17 protein-coding genes are annotated in these 21,340 nt (G+C 72.1%); 13 read left to right on the top strand and 4 right to left on the bottom strand.

Annotated elements, in window-relative coordinates:
* The first annotated feature begins 77 nt into the window (after window positions 1-77).
* Together ACFXJ8_RS21720 and ACFXJ8_RS21715 are read left to right on the top strand one after the other, a co-directional pair.
* Window positions 78-755: an ABC transporter ATP-binding protein gene (locus tag ACFXJ8_RS21720; RefSeq protein WP_379645730.1), complete on the top strand. Its 678-nt coding sequence runs from the start codon at window positions 78-80 to the stop codon at window positions 753-755.
* Window positions 752-2,683 (top strand): FtsX-like permease family protein, encoded by a 1,932-nt coding sequence (locus ACFXJ8_RS21715; protein ID WP_379645729.1) that lies wholly within the window; start codon window positions 752-754, stop codon window positions 2,681-2,683. Before ACFXJ8_RS21720 ends, ACFXJ8_RS21715 begins: the two co-directional genes overlap by 4 nt.
* Here the strand turns inward: ACFXJ8_RS21715 and ACFXJ8_RS21710 are convergent.
* Entirely contained in the window at window positions 2,680-3,669 is a 990-nt protein-coding gene (locus ACFXJ8_RS21710) for an LLM class F420-dependent oxidoreductase (protein ID WP_379645728.1), read from the bottom strand. The two genes, ACFXJ8_RS21715 and ACFXJ8_RS21710, sit on opposite strands and share 4 nt — an antisense overlap.
* Window positions 3,670-3,750: 81 nt before the next feature.
* On the opposite strand from ACFXJ8_RS21710, the gene ACFXJ8_RS21705 reads away from it, so the two are divergent.
* Window positions 3,751-5,190: a sulfatase gene (locus ACFXJ8_RS21705; protein ID WP_379645778.1), complete on the top strand. Its 1,440-nt coding sequence runs from the start codon at window positions 3,751-3,753 to the stop codon at window positions 5,188-5,190.
* A gap of 48 nt (window positions 5,191-5,238) precedes the next feature.
* On the opposite strand, the gene ACFXJ8_RS21700 is transcribed toward ACFXJ8_RS21705, so the two are convergent.
* The gene (locus ACFXJ8_RS21700) at window positions 5,239-6,141 is read right to left on the bottom strand and encodes a helix-turn-helix domain-containing protein (protein ID WP_379645727.1); all 903 of its coding nucleotides are present in this window, start codon (window positions 6,139-6,141) and stop codon (window positions 5,239-5,241) included.
* A 65-nt stretch (window positions 6,142-6,206) separates the two neighbouring features.
* Between ACFXJ8_RS21700 and ACFXJ8_RS21695 the strand changes: the two genes are divergently transcribed.
* On the top strand, window positions 6,207-7,052 hold the full coding sequence (locus tag ACFXJ8_RS21695; protein WP_379645726.1) for an NAD(P)H-binding protein: 846 nt from the start codon (window positions 6,207-6,209) through the stop codon (window positions 7,050-7,052).
* Between the two features lie 205 nt (window positions 7,053-7,257).
* Here the strand turns inward: ACFXJ8_RS21695 and ACFXJ8_RS21690 are convergent, their stop codons facing one another.
* On the bottom strand, window positions 7,258-8,067 hold the full coding sequence (locus tag ACFXJ8_RS21690) for a FadR/GntR family transcriptional regulator (protein WP_379645725.1): 810 nt from the start codon (window positions 8,065-8,067) through the stop codon (window positions 7,258-7,260).
* Window positions 8,068-8,113: 46 nt separating this feature from the next.
* Between ACFXJ8_RS21690 and ACFXJ8_RS21685 the strand changes: the two genes are divergently transcribed.
* Genes ACFXJ8_RS21685 through ACFXJ8_RS21675 form a run of 3 tightly spaced genes read left to right on the top strand, consistent with a single transcriptional unit; the run spans window position 8,114 to window position 10,844 of the window.
* Window positions 8,114-8,800, top strand: a complete 687-nt coding sequence (locus ACFXJ8_RS21685; protein ID WP_379645724.1) for a (Fe-S)-binding protein — start codon at window positions 8,114-8,116, stop codon at window positions 8,798-8,800.
* The gene (locus ACFXJ8_RS21680) at window positions 8,797-10,266 is read left to right on the top strand and encodes a lactate utilization protein B (RefSeq protein ID WP_379645723.1); all 1,470 of its coding nucleotides are present in this window, start codon (window positions 8,797-8,799) and stop codon (window positions 10,264-10,266) included. Before ACFXJ8_RS21685 ends, ACFXJ8_RS21680 begins: the two co-directional genes overlap by 4 nt.
* The gene (locus ACFXJ8_RS21675; protein WP_379645722.1) at window positions 10,263-10,844 is read left to right on the top strand and encodes a lactate utilization protein C; all 582 of its coding nucleotides are present in this window, start codon (window positions 10,263-10,265) and stop codon (window positions 10,842-10,844) included. Before ACFXJ8_RS21680 ends, ACFXJ8_RS21675 begins: the two co-directional genes overlap by 4 nt.
* Here ACFXJ8_RS21675 and ACFXJ8_RS21670 read toward each other — a convergent pair.
* The gene (locus ACFXJ8_RS21670; protein ID WP_379645721.1) at window positions 10,834-11,847 is read right to left on the bottom strand and encodes a Vms1/Ankzf1 family peptidyl-tRNA hydrolase; all 1,014 of its coding nucleotides are present in this window, start codon (window positions 11,845-11,847) and stop codon (window positions 10,834-10,836) included. The two genes, ACFXJ8_RS21675 and ACFXJ8_RS21670, sit on opposite strands and share 11 nt — an antisense overlap.
* Before the next feature lie 261 nt (window positions 11,848-12,108).
* On the opposite strand from ACFXJ8_RS21670, the gene cbiE reads away from it, so the two are divergent.
* From cbiE to ACFXJ8_RS21640, 6 genes are all read left to right on the top strand, one after another.
* Window positions 12,109-13,269, top strand: coding sequence for a precorrin-6y C5,15-methyltransferase (decarboxylating) subunit CbiE (gene cbiE, locus ACFXJ8_RS21665; RefSeq protein ID WP_379645720.1), 1,161 nt, complete (start codon window positions 12,109-12,111; stop codon window positions 13,267-13,269).
* A gap of 56 nt (window positions 13,270-13,325) precedes the next feature.
* Window positions 13,326-14,189: a sirohydrochlorin chelatase gene (locus ACFXJ8_RS21660; RefSeq protein WP_379645719.1), complete on the top strand. Its 864-nt coding sequence runs from the start codon at window positions 13,326-13,328 to the stop codon at window positions 14,187-14,189.
* Window positions 14,186-15,394 (top strand): nicotinate-nucleotide--dimethylbenzimidazole phosphoribosyltransferase, encoded by a 1,209-nt coding sequence (locus ACFXJ8_RS21655; RefSeq protein WP_379645718.1) that lies wholly within the window; start codon window positions 14,186-14,188, stop codon window positions 15,392-15,394. The genes ACFXJ8_RS21660 and ACFXJ8_RS21655 overlap by 4 nt, the downstream gene beginning before the upstream one ends.
* Window positions 15,395-15,458: 64 nt before the next feature.
* A complete protein-coding gene (cobA, locus tag ACFXJ8_RS21650; protein WP_379645717.1) occupies window positions 15,459-16,691 on the top strand; it encodes a uroporphyrinogen-III C-methyltransferase in 1,233 nt (410 codons plus the stop codon).
* Window positions 16,688-19,414, top strand: coding sequence for a dynamin family protein (locus ACFXJ8_RS21645; protein WP_379645716.1), 2,727 nt, complete (start codon window positions 16,688-16,690; stop codon window positions 19,412-19,414). Before cobA ends, ACFXJ8_RS21645 begins: the two co-directional genes overlap by 4 nt.
* Window positions 19,411-21,048 carry an ABC transporter gene (locus tag ACFXJ8_RS21640; RefSeq protein WP_379645715.1) on the top strand — a complete coding sequence of 546 codons (1,638 nt, stop codon included), beginning with the start codon at window positions 19,411-19,413 and terminating at the stop codon, window positions 21,046-21,048. Before ACFXJ8_RS21645 ends, ACFXJ8_RS21640 begins: the two co-directional genes overlap by 4 nt.
* The last annotated feature ends 292 nt before the right edge of the window (window positions 21,049-21,340 follow it).

Here is a 21,340-nt window from a genome sequence, read left to right as displayed (position 1 = left end):
AGATCGGCCGATCGGCTGATGGCGATCGGACGCACGGCCGATCCGCCGCCCCCCGTCCACCCGCCAAGGTCGTCTGCATGAACGACGTACTTGCAGGCCGCGCGCTCGCCAAGCGCTTCGGCCAGACGGTGGCGCTGAACGGCGTGGACATCACCATCCAGGCGGGCGAAGCCGTGGCGATCATGGGTCCGAGCGGTTCGGGCAAGTCCACCCTCCTCCACTGCCTGGCCGGGATCATGAAGCCGGACGACGGCGAGGTGCACCTGCTCGGCCAGCGCATCGACACCATGAAGGAGCGCGACCGCAGCGCCCTGCGCAGGACCAGGTTCGGGTTCGTGTTCCAGTTCGGCCAGCTGCTGCCCGAGCTGCCCGCCGAGGAGAACGTGGCGCTGCCGCTCATGCTCGGCAACGTCTCGAGGCCCGACGCGGTACGGCAGGCCAGGCAGTGGTTCGCCCCGCTCGGCCTCGGCGGCATGGAGGGCCGCAGGCCCGGCGAGCTGTCCGGCGGCCAGGCTCAGCGGGTCGCGATCGCCAGGGCGCTGGTGACCAAGCCCGCCGTGGTGTTCGCCGACGAGCCCACGGGCGCGCTCGACCAGAACACCGGCCACGAGACGATGCGCCTGCTGGTGGAGGCCACCAAGCACAACGGCGCCTCGCTCATCGTGGTCACCCACGATCCCGGCGTGGCCGGATGGTGCGACCGCACGGTCGAGGTCCGCGACGGCAACCTGCTGCACGGCGCGGTGACCCGGTGAGCAACCTCATGAGCCTCACCTGGCGCCTGCTGAAGGGCGGCGGGCGCAGGGGCCTGCTGGGCACCTGGCTGACGCTGGGCGCGGTCGTCATCTCCACGGGCCTGCTGCTGTTCGCCGTCTCGGCCAACTTCGCCTTCCAGGAGCGCGCCGAGCGGGGCGCGTGGCGCAACCCGGTCCAGGCGACGGGCAAGGCCATTGCCGTGGAGGCGACCAGGAGCGACTACGTCCAGGGCCGGAAGATCACCGTCGTGGACCTGGCCGCGCTGGACCCGAAGGCCGAAGCGCCGCCGGGGCTGCCGCGCTTCCCCGCGCCGGGCGAGGTGTGGCTGTCGCCCGCGCTGGCGGAGCTGGCCAGGCAGTTGCCCGCCGACCAGCTCGCCGGCCGTTACCAGAACGTCAAGGGCGTGCTCGGCGACCCCGGCCTGGTGTATCCGGGGGAGCTGGTCGTCGTGGCGGGACACCGGCCCGGCGACGCGGTCATGACCGCCTCTCGCGGCGAGGCGTGGCAGGGCGAGGTGCCGCCGACCAAGGTCGAGACGCTCGCCGGAACCCCGACGGAGGACGCGCAGGCCTACCGGGTCCTGGCCCTCATCGCCAGTGTGCTCATGGTGGTGCCGCTGCTGGTGTTCGGCGGGGCGGCGGCGCGGCTGACGGTGGCCCGCCGTGACCAGCGCCTGGCCTCGCTCAGGCTGGTGGGCGCCACTCCCGGCCAGGTGGTCGTGATGACCGTCGCCGAGGCCGTGATCGTCGCGTTCGCCGGTGCGGTGCTCGGCACCGTCCTGTACGGCGCGGCCGTCCCGCTGCTGACCGCCATCAGGATCGGCGGAGGGCCGTGGTTCGCCGGCGACCTTCTCCCGAACCCGCTCCTGGCGATCGGCGTGCTGCTGGCCGTACCGCTGCTGGTGGGGGTGTCGGCGATCGTTGGCCTGCGCAGGGTCGTGGTCAGCCCGCTCGGCGTGGCCAAGAGGGAGACACCGCCCGCGATGCGGTTCGTGAGGGTGCTGGCCCTGCTCGCGGTGCTGGCCGTGGTGCCCCTGCTCAGCGCGAACGCCGGCGTCGGCGTGATCGCGGTGGTGATCGGCCTGGCGTTCCTGTGCATCAACCTGGTCGGCCCGTGGGTCGTCGGCCTCATCGGCAGGATCACCGCCAGGCGCGCCAGGCGACCGGCGAAGCTGCTGGCGGGCCGCAGGCTCGTGGACGACCCGCGATCGGCATGGCGGACGGTCAGCGGGGTGGCGCTGACGGGTTTCGTGGCGGGCTTCCTCGGGCTGCTCAGCCCCGGGGACGCGCTCACCGGGCACGGCGCCGAGGGTGAGCTCAGGCTCGCCGTACCCCAGGCCAAGGTGGCCGTGATCGCCGACCAGGCGCGCGAACGGCTCGGCAGGGCGGGCGTGAAGGCCACGGTGAAGAAGGACAAGAAGCTCGTCGTCGCCTCCGTCGGCGAGGCCGACGTCGACAGGGCGCGCACGGCGCTCGAAGGGCTCGTCCCCGGCCACTCGGCCACCAGCGAGGCCGACGACCAGCGTTTCGCCGGTCAGCTGCTCGACGACATCGCCACCGGCACCGTGGTCGTGCTGTCGGTGTCGTTCCTCGTCGCGATCGCCAGCTCGGGGATCACCTCCGCCTCCTCGATCCTGGACCGCCGCCAGACCTACGCGCTGCTGCGGCTGGCGGGCACCCCGCTGGAGGTGCTGGACGGGGCGCGCAGGTCGGAGACGCTGATCCCGCTCGTGGTGATGGGTGGCGGCGCGATCGCGGTGGGTGTGTTCTGCGCCTCGCCGTTCATGATGGTCTCGCCGAACATCTCGGGCGCCATCACGCTGGCGGTCTGCGTCACGGTCGGGTTCGCGGGCGTGATCGGCGCGGGGGCGCTCAGCAGGCCGCTGCTGCGCTCGGTGACCGACGACCCGGCCCCGCGTCCCGACTAGCCCAGGACCAGGTCGCGGATGATCTTCAGGGATCGTTCGTCGCGCGGGCCCATCACCAGCAGGTTCGTCACCGGCGAGGCCCGCCACAGCTCCAGCCGTTCCCTGATCCTGGCGGGCGGGCCGACGAGCGAGATGCCGTCGGCCAGCTCGTCGGGGATCGCGTCGAAGGCCTCCTGCCTGCGTCCTTCCAGGTAGAGGGCCTGGATGTGTTCGGCGGCCGCCGCGTAGCCCATCCTGCCGATGATGTCGGCGTGGAAGTTGCGGGTCTTGGCGCCCATCCCGCCGATGTAGAGGGTGAGCATCGTCTTCACCCCGTCGAGCGCGGCCCTGACGTCGTCGGTGACCACGACCATGACCATCGCCGCGACCTCGAACCCGGGCGGGAAAGTGCCGTACAGCTGCGAGATCTTCGAGGGGAACGTGAACAGCGGCAGCCAGCCGTCGGCGATCTCGGTGGCGAGCGCGACGTTCCTGGGGCCCTCCGCGCCGAGGTAGACGGGGATGTCCCGGCGCAGGGGGTGGGTGATGAGCTTCAGCGGCTTGCCCAGGCCGCCGGGCAGCGGCAGCGGGTAGTGCGGCCCGTCGTTGGTGACCGGCTCCTCGCGCCGCCACACCTTGCGCATGATCTCGACGTACTCGCGGGTCCTGGCGAGGGGGCGGGGGAACGGCTGGCCGTACCAGCCCTCCACCACCTGCGGGCCTGAGGCGCCGACGCCGAGCAGCAGCCGTCCGCCGGTGAGGTGGTCGAGCGTCATGGCGGTCATCGCGGTGGCGACCGGCGTGCGGGCCGACAGTTGCGCGACCGAGGTGCCGAGCTTGATCGTTGAGGTGCGCGCGCCGTACCAGGCGAGCGGGGTGAAGGCGTCGCTGCCGTAGGCCTCGGCGGTCCACACCGAGTCGTACCCGAGGCGCTCGGCCGCCTGGACGAGCTCGGTCGCGTCGTCGGCCTGACGATGCCAGTAGCCCAGGTTCAGGCCTAACTTCATGCGATACCTCCCTAAATGAGAACAGGTTCTAATATTGCGGTGAGGGGTGTCAATGCAGGGTGTTCGGGGAAGTTGAGCCCTGTGCTGATGAAGCGGTTGCGTCGTCTGGCAGTTCTCCTGCTGTTGCTCCCGCTGGTGGCGGTACCGGCGAGCGCGGCGAGCCAGGTGCGGCCCAACATCGTGATGATCCTCGCCGATGACCTCGACTACGGGACGCTGCAGCATTTCCCGGCCATCACCGACCAGTTGGTACGGCAGGGCGCCTCCTTCGACCGCGTCTTCGTCACCAACTCCTGGTGCTGCCCGTCGAGGGCGTCGATCCTGCGCTCGCAGTACGTGCACAGTCACACGGTGTGGACCAACACCGGGCCCGAAGGAGGGTTCGACCGCTTCTACACCGCAGGTCTGGATCGTTCCACGATCGGCACCTGGATGCGCGACGCCGGCTACCGGACCGGCCTGATGGGCAAGTACCTCAACCACTATCCGGGCGAGAGCGCGCCCGCCACCTACGTCCCGCCCGGCTGGGACGAGTGGGCGGTGCCGGTCAAACGGCTCTACGAGTCCTACGACTACACGCTCAACGAGAACGGCAGCCTCGTGAAGTACGCCTGGGACGAGGAGGACTACCTCGAGGACGTGCTCACCCGCAAGGCGAAAGACTTCGTCAGCGCTCCGGGCGCCCAGCCGTTCTTCCTCTACCTGGCCCCCGTCGCCCCGCACAACCCGGCCAACCCGGCCCGCCGCCACGCCGACGCCTTCCCCGACGAGAAGGCGCCCAGGCCCCCGTCCTACGACCAGCCCGACGTGTCGAAGGAGCCGGAGTGGATGCGCGAGCTGCCCAGGATCGGCTGGCCGGGCGAGGAGCGCATCGACGAGCGCTACAGGCAGCGGCTGCGCGCCATGCTCGGCGTCGACGACATGGTCAACACCCTGGTCACCGCCCTCCAGGCAGCGGGCAAGCTCGACAACACCTACATCTTCTTCGGCTCCGACAACGGCTTCCACCTCGGCACCCACCGCCTGCGCCAGGGCAAGACCACGCCGTTCGAGGAGGCCATCAAGGTGCCGCTGGTGGTGCGCGGCCCCGGCATCGTGCCGGGCTCGACCATCACCGCCATGGCCCAGACCGTCGACTACGCCCCCACCTTCGCCGAACTCGCCGGCGTGGTGCCACCGGCCTTCGCCGAGGGGCGCTCGCTCGTCCCGCTGCTGCGCGGCGTCAACCCGCCGAGCTGGCGGCGCAACGCGCTGATCGAGTTCGCCAGGCCGACCAACGCCGCCTCGGCCAGGCAGACGCCCGTGCCCGCCTACACGGCGCTGCGCACCGCCACGCACACGTATGTGAAGTACGTGACGGGGGAGACGCAGCTCTACGACCTGACCACCGACCCCTACGAGCTGAACAACCTGGCCGAGACGGCCGATCCCGAGCTGCTGCGCAACCTCGAGGAGCGCATGGACCTGATGCGGACGTGCTCGGGCGCGACCTGCCGTACGGCCGACATCTGGGAGGGCTAGCCGCCGGTGAGGCGTCGGTCGGGCGTCGCTTGGGCGGTCAGGCGGCGCTCAGGCGGAGCAGGTCACGGCGGCGGGCAGGCGGCCCGCGACGAAGGCGGCGGGGGAGACCCCCATGACCGCGCGGAACTCGGCCGTCAGGTGCGACTGGTCGTAGTAGCCCGCGTCGGCGGCGAGCGCGGCCCAGCCACCCGGTGTGGCGCGGGGCGTGGAACGGGCGAGCACGCCGCGCACCCTGTCGAGGCGGGCGTACCGCTTGGGCGCCACCCCGACCCCGCTGGTGAACAGCGTGCGCAGGTGCCGTTCGCTGATGCCGAGGTCCCTGGCCACCTCGGGAACCCTGGCGTACGGCAGGCGGTCGGCGGCCGCGTGCACCAGCCCCGCCTGCGACAGCTCGGAGGAGGAGAGGGCGGAGAGCCGGTCGAGCACGGCCTCCTCGATCCTGGCCGCCTCGCCGCCCGGACTGGCCGCCAGCTCCTCGGCCAGCCGATCGGCCGCCGGGCCCCACAGCTCGCGCAGCGGCACGATCCTGTCGACCAGCTCGCTGACCGGCACGCCGAGCGCCGCCCGCGCCCGGCCAGGGCGCAGCCGTACGGTGACACACCGCGCCAGCTCCTTCGGCGCGAGGTAGGAGGCGCGAGTGCGCGGACCGAGCACCATAAGGTCGCTGCGCCCTTCGAGCGTGGTGCGGAAGGCCAGCACGGTGGCCGGATCGGGCTCGCGCACGTGCACCCCGCCCTCGCCGCCGGATGCCGTCTCGACCGGCTCGCGCACGGTGGCCGGATCGGGCACGCGCACGTGCACCCCGCCCTCGCCGCCGAACGCTGTCTCGACCCGCTCGCGCACGTGCGCCCCGCTCTCGCCGCCGGAGGCTACCTCGACCGGCTCGCGCACGTGCACGCCGCCATCACCGCCGGACGCCGTCTCCACACGCTCCTCGACCCAGACGCTCATGGGCCCCAGCCTAGGTGCCGATTTTTCCTATCGGCGGGCAGCCCCCGGCGGGCAGCGTAGGACGCATGATCCTGGTCACCGGTGCCACGGGCACCATCGGAAGTGAAGTCGTCAGGCTGCTGACCGCGAGGGGCGAGCAGACGCGCGCGATGACCCGCGACCCCGCCAAACTGAGCACGTCCACGTACGGCGTGGCGGCGGACTTCGCCGACCCCGCGTCGCTGGACAGGGCGCTGGAGGGCGTCGGCACCGTGTTGGCGCTGACGGCGTTCGGGCGGGAGCTGGCCCAGCACGACCTGGCCCTGGTCCAGGCCGCCGAGCGGGCGGGCGTGAAGAAGATCGTGAAGATCTCGGCGTTCGGCACGGGGGAGACGACCGACGAGAAGGACGTGCGCTCCTGGCACCACCCCGGCGAGCGGGCCGTCAGGGAGAGCGGGATGGCGTGGACGATTCTGCGCCCTGCCGGGTTCGCCTCCAACGCGCTGATGTGGGCCCAGACGGTCAGGGCGGGCGAACCGGTAGCGAACATGACGGGCCAGGGCGGTCAGGGTATCGTCGACCCGCGCGACGTGGCGCGGGTGGCGGTGGAGGCGCTGACCTCGAGCGCGCACGAGGAGAGGACCTACGAGCTCACCGGGCCCGAGGTGATCAGCGTGCCCGAGCAGGTGGAGCGGCTTGGGCAGGCGCTCGGCAGGCGGCTGGAAACGGTCGCGGTGCCCCTGGTGGCGGCCAGGGAGGGGATGCTGGCCTCGGGGGTGGACCCGTTCTTCGTGGAGGTCGCGATGACGGGGTACGCGTTCATCGCGCAAGGGCACGCCGCCCGCCTCAGCGGGGACGTGGAGGCCGTGCTCGGGCGGGCGCCGCTGAGCTTCGCCGACTGGGCGCGCGACCACCGCGCCGCCTTCGAGTAACCGGGCCGCGATCCCGCATTCGGGCCGCTACCCCACTTCCGGGCCGCGATCCCCTTCGGGTCGGGATCCCCTTCGGGTCGGGATCCCCTTCGGGTCGCGATCTCCCCTCCGGGGCCGTCACCCCCCTCCAAGTCGCGATCACCCCGGCGGGCCGCCATCCCGCCTCCGGGCCGCTATGCCGCCTTCAGGCCGCTACTCCGAGCTGCTATCCCGCATCCGGGCGTCTTCGCGAGGGTGCCGGGTTGGCGAGGGGCGGGTCGGTGGGGGACGCGTCAGCGAGGGGCGGGTCGGTGGGGGACGCGTCAGCGAGGGGCGGGTCGGTGGGGGGCGGGTCGCTGGGGGAGGGGGTGGCGAGGGCCGGGTAGGCGTGGTCGAGGTGGTCGGCGATCGCCCGGGCGGCGCCGTTCCCGTCGCGGGCCACGACCAGGTCGTAGATGCGCCAGTGGTCGGCCATGAGCACGTCGGTCCGGCCCGCCGCCTCCACCGCCGCCACCGAGTAGGCGTGGATGGTCTGCCGCAGCGCCCGCATGGTGGCCGCCAGCAGCCGGTTGCCCGACAGCAGCGCCACGCCCAGGTGGAAGGTCACGTCGTGGTCGACGAAGGCGCGGGCGTCGCCGGCCTGCTCCATCGCCTCCAGCGCCGACCGCATGACCTCCAGGCCCTCGGGCGCGTCGACGTGCTGCACCGCCCACTGCTCGATCATCAGGCGGGTGGCGATCACCTCGCCGAGCGACAGGGAGGCCGTGCCGAGGTGGAGCCGCAGCAGGTCGGCCAGCGCGCTCTCCGGCCTGGAGGTGAGCACGGCGCCCGCGTCGGGCCCCCTGCCCGCCTGCGAGGAGACCACCCCGAGCGTCTCCAGCACGCGCAGCGCCTCGCGCACCGACGAGCGGCCGACCTGGAGCTCCTCGGCCAGCTGCCGCTCGCCTGGCAGGCGGTCGCCCACGGTGAGCCCGTCGGCGGCGATGCGCCGCTCGATCGTGGCGATGACGTCCTCGAAGGTCCGGGGCTTCCTCATATGGTCAGACCATACTATGGTCAGACCATACTTTGAAGGGAGTGCCGTGCGAGTCGCCCTGTTCATCACGTGTGTCAACGACACGCTCTTTCCCGGCACGGGCAAGGCGACGGTGTCGCTGCTGCGCCGCCTCGGGTGCGACGTCGACTTCCCGCAGGCGCAGACCTGCTGCGGGCAGATGCACCTCAACACCGGCTACCGGGCCGAGGGCGTACGGCTGGCCAGGCGCTTCGCCGAGGTGTTCGACGACTACGAGGCGGTGGTCACGCCCTCGGGATCGTGCGCGGCGATGGTGCGCGAGCAGTACCCACGGCTCGGTGTCGAGCCGCCGCCGGTCTACGACCTGTCGGAGTTCCTGATCGACGTCCTGGAGGTCGAGGACGTCGGCGCCGCCTTCCCGCACCGGGTGACCTACCACCCGACCTGCCACTCGCTCAGGGGCCTCCACCTCGGCGACAAACCGACCAGGCTGCTCCGGCAGGTGCGGGGGCTCGAGCTCGTCCCGCTCCAGGGGGCCGAGGAGTGCTGCGGCTTCGGCGGCACGTTCGCGGTGAAGAATCCGGCGATCTCCGCCGCGATGTGCGCCGACAAGGTGCGTAACGTGATGGACACCGGCGCCGAGGTGCTCTGCGCCGCCGACAACTCCTGCCTCATGCACATCGGCGGCACCATGCGCCGCCAGCAGACGGGCGTGCGCGTCATGCACCTGGCCGAGATCCTGGACGCGCGATGAGCGTCTTCATCGGCATGCCGGGCGACTTCCCCGCCAACGCCGCGCAGGCCGTACAGAACTCACAGCTGCGCTACAACCTCCGCAAAGCCACCCACACCATCCGCGGCAAGCGGGCCGGTGTCGTCGGCGAGCTGCCCGACTGGGCCGAGCTGCGCGCGGCGGGCAAGGCGATCAAGGATCACACGCTGCGCCATCTCGACCGCTACCTCGTCCAGTTGGAGGAGGCGGTCCAGCAGGCGGGCGGGCACGTCCACTGGGCGCGCGACGCGGCCGAGGCCAACCGCATCGTCACCGATCTGGTCAAGCAGACGGGCGAGAGCGAGGTCGTCAAGGTCAAGTCGATGGCCACCCAGGAGATCGGCCTCAACGAGCACCTGGCTGCCGAGGGCATCACCGCGTACGAAACCGACCTGGCCGAGCTGATCGTCCAGCTCGGCGACGACTTCCCCAGCCACATCCTGGTGCCCGCCATCCACCGCAACCGCGCGGAGATCCGCGAGATCTTCCTGCGCCGGATGGGCGACGCCCCGCCCGACCTCACCGACGAGCCCGCCGCGCTGGCCGAGGCCGCCCGGCTCCACCTGCGCGAACGCTTCCTGCGCAGCAAGGTCGCCATCTCCGGCGCCAACTTCATGATCGCCGAGACCGGCACGTGCGTGGTCCTGGAGTCCGAGGGCAACGGCCGGATGTGCCTGACCCTGCCCGAGACGCTGATCAGCGTGGTCGGCATCGAGAAGGTGCTGCCCACCTGGCGCGACCTGGAGGTCTTCCTCCAACTGCTGCCGCGCAGCTCCACCGGCGAGCGGATGAACCCCTACACCTCCACGTGGACGGGATCCACCGAAGGCCAGGCCTTCCACCTGGTGCTGCTCGACAACGGGCGCACCGGTGTGCTGGCCGACGAGGTGGGCCGCCAGGCGCTGCGCTGCATCCGCTGCTCGGCCTGCCTCAACGTCTGCCCCGTCTACGAGCGCGCGGGCGGCCACGCCTACGGCTCGGTCTACCCTGGCCCGATCGGCGCCATCCTCACCCCGCAGCTGCGCGGCCTCAGCTCCGACCTCGACGCCTCCCTGCCCTACGCCTCGTCCCTGTGCGGGGCGTGCCTGGAGGTCTGCCCGGTGGCGATCGACATCCCCGAGGTGCTGGTCGACCTGCGGGCCAAGGTGGCCCACCCCCGCGCCGAGCGCGCGGGCATGCGCGCCGCCGGGTGGGTTCTGGCCAAGGAGGTACGGCTGGCCAAGGCACAACGCCTTGCCACGCGCTTCCGCAAGCTGGTGCCCCGACACCTGCCGGGCCCGCTGTCGGCGTGGACCGACACCAGAGACCTGCCCGAGATCCCCGCGGAGTCCTTCAGAGACTGGTGGGCCCGCACCGAACAGCCGGACGAAGGGCGGCCAGACAAGGGGCGGCACGACAAGGGGCGGCACCACGAAGGGCGGCTCGACGAAGGGAAGGCGAGCTCATGAGCGCCCGTAAGGAGATCCTCGACAGGGTGCGCCGGGCCGTGGAGAGCGCCCCCGAGGTGGACATCCCCCGTGACTACCGCACCTCGATCCCGGCCGCCGACCTGGTGGCCCACTTCGCCGAGCGCGTCGACGACTACCGGGCGATCGTGCACGTGGTCCCGGTGGCCGAGGTGCCCGCGCTGGTCGCCCAGCTGACGGCGGGCAAACGGATGATCGTCCCGCGCGCCGTACGAGGGCAGTCCCCGTGGACCGTCGAGGAGGCCGTGGAGGAGGACGAGCTGCTCACCGCCGACGGCGTCGCCACCGGCTGCGCGGTCGCCATCGCGGAGACCGGCACCATCGTCCTCGACGCGGGCCCCGACCAGGGGCGCAGGGCGCTGACCCTGGTGCCCGACTACCACCTGTGCGTGGTGCGGGCCGACCAGATCGTCTCCAGCGTCCCCGAGGCGGTCGCCAGGCTCGACCCCGCCAGGCCGCTGACCTGGATCAGCGGTCCCTCCGCGACCAGCGACATCGAGCTCAACAGGGTGGAGGGCGTGCACGGCCCCCGCACCCTCGAAGTGATCATCAGTACCTGATCACCGCCGAGACCTCGCTCACCTCCGGCGAGAACCACAGCTCCGCGTCGGTCATCGCGGCGGCCCTGGCGATCGCGGAGTCCGCCCGCTCGCGCACCGGCGACTCCACACCCCACCCGCGCAGCTCGTCCGCGTCGGTGGACAGCTGGGTGCCGCCCGCCCCGATCCACACCAGGTCGGGCAGCTCGCCGGGGGAGAGGACGGCGAGCACCCTGCCCTCGCGCAGCAGCCGCGCCACCCGCGCGAAACCCGTGGCCCCCTCGAGCTCCCTGTGCCGGTCGAGCAGCTCGGACCTGCGCCGCTCCAGCCAGGTGTCCAGCGCGCACTCCACGTCGTGCTCGTACTCGCCGTGGTCGGCGCGGCTGCCCTCCTCGGCCATCATCACCCGGTCGGCCGCCTTCGTGCCCAGATGGTCGCACAGCAGCGAGCGCGACTTCGGCTCGCCCGCCACCACGACCAGCTCGGCGCCGATCCTGCGCACCTGCTCGTCCACCTCGTGCGCCACCGCCTCGACGTCGTCCTCCCTGGTCAGGTCGACCGTCCTGCCGTAGCTCTTGCGTGACCAGCCCCCCTGCGCCGTCTTCGGCAGCGGCCACTTCTGCGCCTCGCCGGTCGCCACCCGCGCCGAACCGCCGCCGAACACCGTCAGCTCGGCGCCGTCGTCATCGACCACCACCCGCAGATGCGGCACGTTCTCGCCCCGGTCCATCAGCAACGGCGTCACGTGCGGCAGCGGCGACCAGCGCGCCTGTTCGAGATGCGGAGGGCCGGCCAGCGTCTCGGCCATGACCAGCTCGCCGCCCGCGGCGAACAGCGCCCGTCCCGGCGCGGGCACCGCCACGGCGGCCTCCAGCGCGTCGAGGGTGTCCTGATCCGCCTCCGGCATGCCGTCCCTGAACGAACGCCACCGCCGCCGGCCGTCATCAGCGCTCAACCCCGCCAGATAGGCCGAGGCGTAGGGGCCAGGCCGCTCGTACATCGGACGGATGAAGTCGAGTTTCACCTCATCACCCTCTTCTGCTCGACGCCGAGCGCGAGAGCCTCGCGTCCCATGTCGGTCTCACCCCTTTCGAGCTGCCCGGATATCCGCCCCTACCCGCGCGAACCTCACCAAACATCCCCTGATGCGCCCGAGGGCCTACCGTGACCTGCCCGGGCCACGCGCGCTCGGGGAGCGTGTCCCTGGACCGACGCCCGCCCCGCGCTGAGGATGGCGCGTGACCCGGCTTGCCGTACACACTGGGTCGAGAGGACGGTGAGTCGGATGATCACGGTTGTCGGCTGGGACGGATCGCCACTGTCGGCCAAGGCGGCCGGTTGTCTCCAACAGGCCGCGCTGGTCGCCGGTCCCGAGCGGATCCTCAGACGGTTCAAGCTCCCCGTCCCCAACGGCGAGCTGCTCGACGTCCTCGACGAGCACCTCGAACACGGCGACGGTCCCGCCGTCGTCCTCGCCGAGGGCGATCCCGGCTTCTTCGGCGTCGTGCGCGCGCTGCGCGGGCACGGGTTGAAACCCGCCGTGATCCCCGCCAGCTCGATCATCACCCGCGCCTTCGCCCGCGCGGGCCTGAGCTGGGAGGACGCGCTGATCGTCGCCCCCGAAGGGCCCGGCCAGCTCAACAGGGTCGTCAACGCCTGCCGCGCCCACCACAAGGTCGGCCTCATCGTCACCCCCGGCGTCGGTCCCGCCGAGGTCGCCAGGGAGCTGGCCCCCACCACCCCGCGCGCGCTCATCGTCTGCGAGAACCTCGGCGGGCCCGACGAGCGCGTCACCCACAGCCGCATGGGCGAGGCCACGACCAGGCCGTGGAAGGACCCCGACGTCGTCCTCGTCCTCGACCCGCTCTACCGGGCCGACCACCGCGCCTGGGTGGCCGGAGCCGGTCCTGGCCCCGACGAATGGGCTGTCGGCGGCGACCTGCCGCCCGAGGTGAGCGCGTACGTGCTGGCCAAGCTCGGCCCCCGCCTCGGCGACCTCGTCTGGGACGTCGGCGCCGGCTCGGGCGGCATCGCCGTCGAGTGCGCGCGGCTCGGCGCCGCCGTCATGGCCGTCGAACGCGACGAGGAGGCCTGCGCCAGGCTGCGCGCCAACGTCATCGGCCACGGCGTCAAGGTGGCGCTGACCCGCGGCCAGGCCCCGCCCGCGCTCGAACCCCTCCCCGACCCCGACGCGGTGTTCGTCGGCGGCGGCGGTCCCGACGTGATCGTCGCCTGCGCCGCCCGCGCCCCCTCCAGGCTCGTCTGCGCGCTCAAAACGGTCGAACAGGTGCCCGCCGTCCTGCAAAGACTGAAAGAACACGGATACCGGGCCGAAGGAACCCAGATCCAGGCATCACGGCTGGTCGTGCAGGCAGACGGCACCCATTCCCTGACGGCGGAGGATCCCGTGTTCGTCGTCCATGCGCGTAAAGTGTTCTGGGCATGACCTGCGGGCATCGGATATCCTCGCGTGTCTTGTCTTAATTCCCCCAGGTCACAGGCGTGGAGATCCCCTTCATGAAGCCGCCGCTGCTGCTCATCGGGCAGGGCTCGCACGACGACACAGGTGCCGCCGAGTTCGGAAGGTTCGTCCACAGGCTGCGTTGCCGCCTTGAGGAGAGCTCCGCCGAAGTCTCAGGGGGCTACCTCGCCAAGGCCAAACCCAGGCTGAGCGAGTCCGTCGCCTCTCTCGTGGCACGAGGCCACCACCGTCTGGTGGCGCTGCCGCTCAGTCTCAGCCGCATGGAGGAGTTCCCCGCCGCCATGGCGCTGGAGCAGGAGCGCCATCCCACGCTGATGTACGACTACGGGCGTCCTCTCGGGCCCGATCCGCGCGTGCTGTCACTGCTGGCCGAACGGCTGGCCGAGGCCGCCGCCGACGTGCCGAGGCCGCGCTCCCTCGACGACGTCAAGCCGCGCCTGCGCGTCGTCCCCTCGATCCCCGTCGAGGAGCCGAGCGAGCACATCGACCCGGCCGAGACCGCGGTCGTGCTGGTCGGCGAGGGCTCGACCGACCCCGCGGCCAATGCCGAGGTCCACCGGGTCTCGCGGCTGTTCTGGGAGACCCACGCCTACGACTTCATGACCGTGGAGACCGCGTTCGTCTCGGTCACCCCGCCCGGCGTGCCCGGCGGCCTCGAACGCTGCCGCCGCCTCGGCGCCCGCCGCGTCATCGTCGTGCCGTACCTGCTGTTCGCCGGAGGCATGCTGGAGCGCGTCTGGGCGCAGGCCCTCGCCTACGGCGCCGGGCACCCCGACCTCGACATCCGCTGCGCCGAGGTGATCGGCGACTGCGAGGTGCTGGCCGACGTCGTCATCGACCGCTACGAGGAAGCGCTGCAGCTGGCCGAAGGGGTCTCCGCGTGACGTTGCAGGAGGTCCTCGGCCGCATCGCGCCCGCCTCGGCGGCCGCGATGGCCGAGGCCCGCGCCCACCAGAGCCGTCTCACCAAGCCGCCCGGTTCGCTCGGCGCCCTCGAAGAGGTGGCGGTACGGCTGGCCGGCGCGGCCGCCACCTGCCCGCCGCCCATGCCCGAGCCCGCCGCGCTGGCCATCTTCGCCGCCGACCACGGCGTCCACGCCCGCGGCGTCTCCCCGTGGCCGCAGGAGGTGACGCTCCAGATGGTCGCCAACTTCCTGGCCGGCGGCGCGGTCGCCAACGCCTTCGCCGCCCAGGTCGGCGCCTCGGTCACGGTCGTCGACGTCGGCGTCGCCGCGGACCTGCCCGCCGCCGACGGGCTGCTGTCCCGCAAGGTGGGGTACGGCACGGCAGACCTGTCCTCGGGCCCCGCGATGACCGTCGCCCAGGCCGTCGAGGCGATCGAGGTCGGGATCTCGGTCGCCGAGTCGTTGGTGGCAGATGGCGCCCGCTGCCTGATCACCGGCGACATGGGCATCGCGAACACGACGGCCTCGGCCGCGCTGATCTGCGCGTTCACCGGAAAGGACGCGGCCGAGGTCACCGGCCGCGGCACCGGCATCGACGACGCCACCCACGCCCACAAGATCGCCGTTGTCCGCCAGGCCCTCCACACCAACGGCATCCCCACCCCCGCTCACCTTGGTGGGGCCGCTCTCCCCGCCTCCGCTCACCCGACCCTCCCCGGTGGTGACGCCCTCCCCGCCCCCTCAGCCCCTGAAGAACGTCAGCCGGTGGATGCGGAGACCGGCTCGACCACCCCAGGTGGCGCCGCCCTCCCCAAGACCCCCCTCGAGATCCTCGCCGCCCTCGGCGGTTTCGAGCACGCCGCCATCGCGGGCTTCATCCTCGGCGGCGCCGCGGCGAAGGTCCCCGTCATCCTCGACGGCGTCATCGCCGGATCGGCCGCCCTGGCCGCCGCGGCCCTGGCCCCCGCCGCCGTCGACCACTGCGTGGCGGGCCACCGCTCCGCCGAGCCCGGCCATGCCGCCGCCCTCGACCACCTCGGCCTGCACCCCCTCGTCACCCTCGAACTGCGGCTCGGCGAGGGCACGGGAGGACTGCTCGCCCACCCCCTGGTCTGCGCCGCCGTACGGGTGATGCACGAGGTGGCGACCTTCGATTCCGCAGGTGTCACGGAGAAACAGCTCTAGTAGCCCTGACCCGGTAGGTTTGCCTCCTGACACACCAATCCTTGCGAACGGGAGATCCGCCGACATGAGCCCCTACCTTCTCGGCCTGCGCCTCTCGGGTCGCCGGGTGCTCGTCGTGGGCGGCGGACGGGTCGCTCAGCGACGCGTTCCCGCCCTGCTCGAAGCCGGCGCCGAGATCACCATCGTGTCGACGAGCGTCACCCCCGCTCTCGACGACCTCATCGCGGCGGGACGCGTCACCTGGGAGGCCAGGCCGTACCAGGTGGGCGACTGTGACGGCGCCTGGCTCGTGCAGGCCTGCACCAGCGACAGGGCGGTCAACACCGCCATCGCCGCCGAGGCGGAGGCCAAGCGGATCTGGTGCGTACGCGCCGACGACAAGGACGCCTCCGCCGCGTGGACGCCCGCCAGCGGCAAGGTCGACGAGATCACCATCGCCGTCACGGCCGGAGGCGACCCGCGAAGGGCTGCGGGCATCAGGGACGCCGTCATCAGCGCCCTGCGCGACGGCACCGTCGACGCGCGCCGTAACCGCACCAAACCGGTCGGCGTCGCCCTGGTCGGCGGCGGCCCCGGCGATCCGGGGCTGATCACCGTGCGCGGGCGTCAGCTGCTCGCCCAGGCCGACGTGGTGGTCGCCGACCGGCTCGCGCCGCGCGCGTTGCTGGACGAGCTGGCCCCCGACGTGGAGCTGGTCGACGCGGCCAAGGTGCCGTACGGCAGGTCGCTGTCCCAGGAGAAGATCAACGAACTGCTGATCTCGCACGCCCGCGAGGGGAAGTTCGTGGTCAGGCTGAAGGGCGGCGACCCCTACGTCTTCGGCAGGGGCGGCGAGGAGATGCTCGCCTGCGCCCGCGCGGGCATCCCGGTGACCGTGGTTCCCGGCATCACCAGCGCGGTGGCGGTCCCCGCCGCGGCGGGGGTGCCCGTCACGCATCGCGGGGTGAGCCAGGAGTTCCACGTGATCTCCGTGCACGTCGCTCCCGACAACCCGCTGTCCACCGTCGACTGGCCCGGATTGGCCCGGTCAAACGGGACATTGGTCCTCATGATGGCCGTCGAACGTATCGCTTCGATTGCGGAAACGCTCATCCGTGACGGACGTTCGCCGGAAACTCCCGTAATGGTGGTACAGGACGGTACTCTTCCGACCCAGCGGGCCGTCACGGCCACGCTTTCCACCGTGGCCGACCGGGTGACAGCCGCCGGAATCCGGCCACCGGCGATCGTCATCGTGGGCGACGTCGTGCGGGTCGGCCAGGAGGTCGAGATGGTTCGAGCGGAGCGCGTGCCGTGAGATCGGCTGGTGACGCCCCCGAGTCGGTGGGGGAACAGACCCTCAACTTCCGCGCGATCAGGGACGACGACGTTCCCGAAAGCGCCGCTGAGGATCAGGCGCGGGTACGGCAGGCGAACGGCGCCCCGCCGCCGGACGCTCATTCGCGGTCGATGGCCGATGACGACGAGGGGGACACCTTCTTCGCCTTCGCCCGTCCGGCCGCGCACGACCTGCCCCGGTCCGACGACCACGCCACGCTGGACCCCGAGCCTGCCTTCGACACGCTCACGCCCATGTCCGCCGCCGACGACTTCGACGCCTTCGCTCCTGCCGCACCCACGACGTTCGACGCCTTCCGCGCCTACTCGCCCGCGCCCGTCCGAGAGACGCCCCCGGCTGACCAGGCCGACGCGGACGGGCCCGAGAGCGCTGGGACGGACATCTCACCGGAGAACCCTTCGGAAACCGGCCTGCCCGAGGACGAGCCTTTCGAGCCACCTCAGAGCGAAGGTCCGGAGAGCGGGGAGTCCGCTGGTGCGACGGCTGACGAGGACACGGCTGCCGCTTCGGTGACCGCCGGGGCCGCTGAGGAGGAGCCGCACGAGCCGGACTCCGCCGAGGCCACGGGTGATGCATGGAATGACACCGAAGCCGAGGCCATCCCTACCACCGAAGGCGCTCCCAGCGTCGCCGCCGTCACCGACGACGCCCAGCCTGACGAAGCCGCCCCCGCCGATGACGCTGCTCTCGACAGCGCCGCCCCCGTCGACGACGCCGAGGCCGACGATGTCGCCGCTCCCGCCGACGGGGTCACGCTCGCCCACGCCGCCGTCCCGACCGACGACGCGGCCCCCTTCGACGACACGGCCCTCGCCGACAGCGCCGCTCTCACCGATGACGCTGCTCTCCACAGCGCCGCCCCCGGCGAGCCCGCCGCTGACGCCGACGATGCGGTTCTCACTGACAGCGGCGCGCCCGCCGCCGACGTCGACAGCGCCGCCCCCGCCGACGAAGTCGCTCCCATCGACGACGCCGAGTCCGACGATGCCGCCGCCTTCGCCGACAGCGCCGCTCTCGATGCCGACCTCGTGCGCTCCGCCGTACCGACTCAAAGCGAGAAGGTCCTCGAAGAGGACCTGCCGGATGCCGCCGCGCAGGCGCTCACCGCCGCCCTGGACGCGCTCAAGGAGGCCGTCGCCGACCTGCGGTTCGGGCTCGAGCTGCCCGGCGCGGAGGAGGCACGCCAGGCGCAGGCCGAGATCCTCACCCAGCTGCGGGACTACGTGCTGCCGAGGGTGCGGATGAGCGCCGCCCCCGCCCTCATCGTCGTCGCGGGCTCCACCGGCGCGGGCAAGTCCACGCTGGTCAACACCCTCGCCGAGAAGAACGTCAGCCGCACCGGCGTCCGCCGTCCCACCACCGGCATCCCCGTGCTCGCCTGCCACCCCGACGACGAGGGCTGGTTCGCCGACGGCGAGCTGCTCGCGGGCCTGGAACGGATCGACAGGCAGAGCAGGGAGGCCGCGCCCGGCAGTCTCGTGCTCGTCACCACCGAGCGCCTGCCCCAGGGGGTCGCGCTGCTCGACACCCCCGACATCGACTCCGTCGTCGAGGAGCACCACGAGATCGCGCGCCGCATGCTCGACGCCGCCGACCTGTGGGTGTTCGTGACCACCGCCGCCCGCTACGCCGACGCCCCCGCCTGGAACCTGCTGCGCCTGGCCAAGGAGCGCGCGGCCAGGATCGCGATCGTGCTCTCCCGCGTGCAGCCCAAGACCAAGGACGTGGTCCTCAAGCACTTCGTGCGGATGCTCACCGAGTACGGCCTGGGCGAGGTCGAGCGGTTCGTCATCGAGGAGACGGCCGTCGAGGACGGCAAGCTGCCCCACGGCGACATGACCGAGCTGCGGATGTGGCTGGCGGAACTGTCGGTGGACGAGGAACGGCGGGCGCAGGCCGTACAGGAGACACTGAACGGCGTCCTCAACAGCTTCCGCACCCGGGCGCCCGCGCTCGCCAGGCACCTGGAGGGCCAGGTGGCCTTCCGCGCCGAGCTGCGCACCGACGTCGACGTCGCCTACACGGGGGCGCTCACCCGCATCGAGACCGCCATCCGCGAAGGCGATCTGCTGGGCGGCGAGGTCCGCGCCAGGTGGCAGGACTTCGCGGGCTCCGGCGACCTGACCCGCAGCTTCCGCAGGAAGGGCAACCCGGTGCCGCCCGAGCGGATCACCGCCTTCCGCGCCGCGCTCCGCACCGCGACCGAGTCGCTGATCACCTCCGCCGCCCACCACGCCGCCGACGAGGTGGGCGCGCGGTGGCGGCGGCGTTCGGAGCTGGGCGCGGGTCTCGACCGGCCCTCCGACGACCTGGCCCGCCGTACCGGGAAGGCGGTTGCCGCCTGGCAGGAGCACGTCACCGAGCTGCTGCGCACCGACGGCGTGACCAAGCGGTCGGCCAAGGTAGTCTCTCTCGACGCCGCGTCCCTCTCGCTGATCTTCATGGTGGGGCTGTTCAGCGCCGACGAGCTGCCGCAGAAGCTGCTCAAGGGCCTGTTGGGCGCCGAGGCGCTGCGCAGCATCAGCGCGAAGGCGCTCAGCGACCTGCGCGCCAGGATCGTCATGCTGTTCGACGAGGAGGCCATGCGGTACGTGCGGGCGCTCGACGCCGCCGGAATCCCGGACGAGGCTGCGGCGACCCGCCTCTACCAGGCCACGTACAACCTCGAGGTCGCACGATGAGCATCTACTCCGTCGCCAAGCCCGGTCTGGGCGCCAGGCTCGCGGCGCTGTCCAAGGTCGCCGAGCTCGGCCAGGGAAGGCTGGACGCCACGCTGCTGGCCGACGCCTCCCAGCTGCTCACCAGGGCGGGAGAGCGGCTCAAGCTGTCGTCCGACCACACCGTCGTCGCCCTGGCGGGCGGCACAGGCAGCGGCAAGTCCTCGCTGTTCAACGCCATCTCGGGGCTCGAACTGTCGCCCACGGGCGTACGCCGTCCCACCACGGCACGCACCCACGCCTGCGTCTGGGGCCTGGAGGGCGCCGCGCCGCTGCTCGACTGGCTGCAGATCCAGTGGCGGCACCGCTTCGCCAGGGCCAGCGCGCTGGACAAGGGCGAGAGCCAGCTGCACGGCCTGGTCCTGCTCGACCTGCCCGACCACGACTCCATCAGGGCGCTCACCGACCCCGAGGCCGACCGGCTCATCGGCCTGGCCGACATGGTGGTGTGGGTGCTCGACCCCCAGAAGTACGCCGACGCCTCCACCCACCGCCGCTACGTCACCGAGCTGGCCGGGCACGACGCGGTCACCGTGTTCGCGCTCAACCAGTCGGACAAACTGTCCACCGAGGAGGTCGCCGAGCTCGTCATCGACCTCAACGACCTGCTGCGCCGTGAAGGCGTCACCCAGCCGTCGGTGGTGCCGACCTCGGCCGTCACCGGGCGCGGCATCGACAGCCTCAAGGGCGTCATCGCCGACGCCGTCTCCAAGCGCAGGGCCGCCATCCAGCGCATCGACGCGGACGTCGACCGCATCGAACGCCGCCTCAGCCAGGCCATGCCGGTCGGCGCGGCCCTGTCCGCACCCTCCGCGGTGGACGCCGCCCGCAGGGTCGGGCTGACCGACGCGCTGTGCGACGCGGTGGGCGTCCCCGCGGTCGGCGAGGCCATGGAGAGCGCCTACGTCACCCGCTCGGCTCCCTGGATCTCGTGGCCGTTCGCCCGGCTCGGCACGCTGTTCGGCGGCGACCCGCTCAAGAGCCTCAAGCTCGGCGACCTGCGCGAGGAGATCCGTTCGCTGGCCGGAGGGTCGGTCACGGCGCAGTCGTCCGAGGTGGAGAACGCCGTCCAGGCGCTCAGCGACGGCCTCACGGTCGGCATGAACGAGGTGTGGCGCTCGGCCGTCCACCAGGCGGCGGGCTCGCGGGCGGCGCAGCTTCCCGAGGCGCTGTCGGACGAGCTGACCGAGGTCGCGCCCCAGCTCGACAGGGTGCCGGTGTGGTGGCGGCTGCTGAAGCTCTGGCAGTACCTGCTGGTGCTCGCCTTCGTCGCCGGTCTCGCGTGGATCGGGGTGGCGCTGGCGTTCGGGGTGTTCGCCGTCGGACGGTTGCCCGAGTCGCTCGCGCTGTTCGGCGACGCGGCGACGCTGCCGTGGGTGGGGTTGATGACGGCCTCGGTGCTGGGGCTGGGGGCGCTGTCGGCAATGGCGTCCAGGAACTTCGTGGCGCTCGGCGCGGCCAACGAGAGGGACCGGCTCGAACGGGAGATGCGCAAGCGGGTGAGCGGCATCGCGGAGAGCATGGTGGTGGAGCCGGTGGAGCGGGAGCTGGCCCGCCATCACGAGTTCTATACGGCGATGAAATCTCTGTCGGCCTGACCCTGATCTTCCGGTCGTTCTGGTACGGCGTGCGGCCGTATAGCGCGGCGCGTGCGGCCGTACGGCGCGCTTGCGCGGGCCCTCCTTCTTCGGCTGCGTCGTCCTTCCACGACCCCGCCTTACCTGGGCGCCTTCGTTCACGGCCACTCCGCCATCGCCCTCCACAGGCCTGCCTTACCAGGGCGCCTTCGTCCGCGGCCTGCTCCACCTGGGACCTTCGTCCACAGCCCCGCTCCACCATGGGCCTTTCATCCACAGAACCACGCTCGGCCAGCCCTCCACCCACCCCCGC

Source organism: Nonomuraea sp. NPDC059194 (assembly GCF_042754765.1).
Lineage (GTDB): Bacteria > Actinomycetota > Actinomycetes > Streptosporangiales > Streptosporangiaceae > Nonomuraea.
This window is presented reverse-complemented; position numbering and strand designations above follow the sequence as displayed.

Bases quoted from the DNA above. Each gene is read 5' to 3' on its own strand.
- ACFXJ8_RS21720 (WP_379645730.1), top strand. From the start codon at position 78: ATGAACGACGTACTTGCAGGCCGCGCGCTCGCCAAGCGCTTCGGCCAG.
- ACFXJ8_RS21710 (WP_379645728.1), bottom strand. From the start codon at position 3,669: ATGAAGTTAGGCCTGAACCTGGGCTACTGGCATCGTCAGGCCGACGAC.
- ACFXJ8_RS21700 (WP_379645727.1), bottom strand. From the start codon at position 6,141: ATGAGCGTCTGGGTCGAGGAGCGTGTGGAGACGGCGTCCGGCGGTGAT.
- ACFXJ8_RS21695 (WP_379645726.1), top strand. From the start codon at position 6,207: ATGATCCTGGTCACCGGTGCCACGGGCACCATCGGAAGTGAAGTCGTC.
- ACFXJ8_RS21690 (WP_379645725.1), bottom strand. From the start codon at position 8,067: ATGAGGAAGCCCCGGACCTTCGAGGACGTCATCGCCACGATCGAGCGG.
- ACFXJ8_RS21680 (WP_379645723.1), top strand. From the start codon at position 8,797: ATGAGCGTCTTCATCGGCATGCCGGGCGACTTCCCCGCCAACGCCGCG.
- ACFXJ8_RS21675 (WP_379645722.1), top strand. From the start codon at position 10,263: ATGAGCGCCCGTAAGGAGATCCTCGACAGGGTGCGCCGGGCCGTGGAG.
- cbiE (WP_379645720.1), top strand. From the start codon at position 12,109: ATGATCACGGTTGTCGGCTGGGACGGATCGCCACTGTCGGCCAAGGCG.
- cobA (WP_379645717.1), top strand. From the start codon at position 15,459: ATGAGCCCCTACCTTCTCGGCCTGCGCCTCTCGGGTCGCCGGGTGCTC.
- ACFXJ8_RS21640 (WP_379645715.1), top strand. From the start codon at position 19,411: ATGAGCATCTACTCCGTCGCCAAGCCCGGTCTGGGCGCCAGGCTCGCG.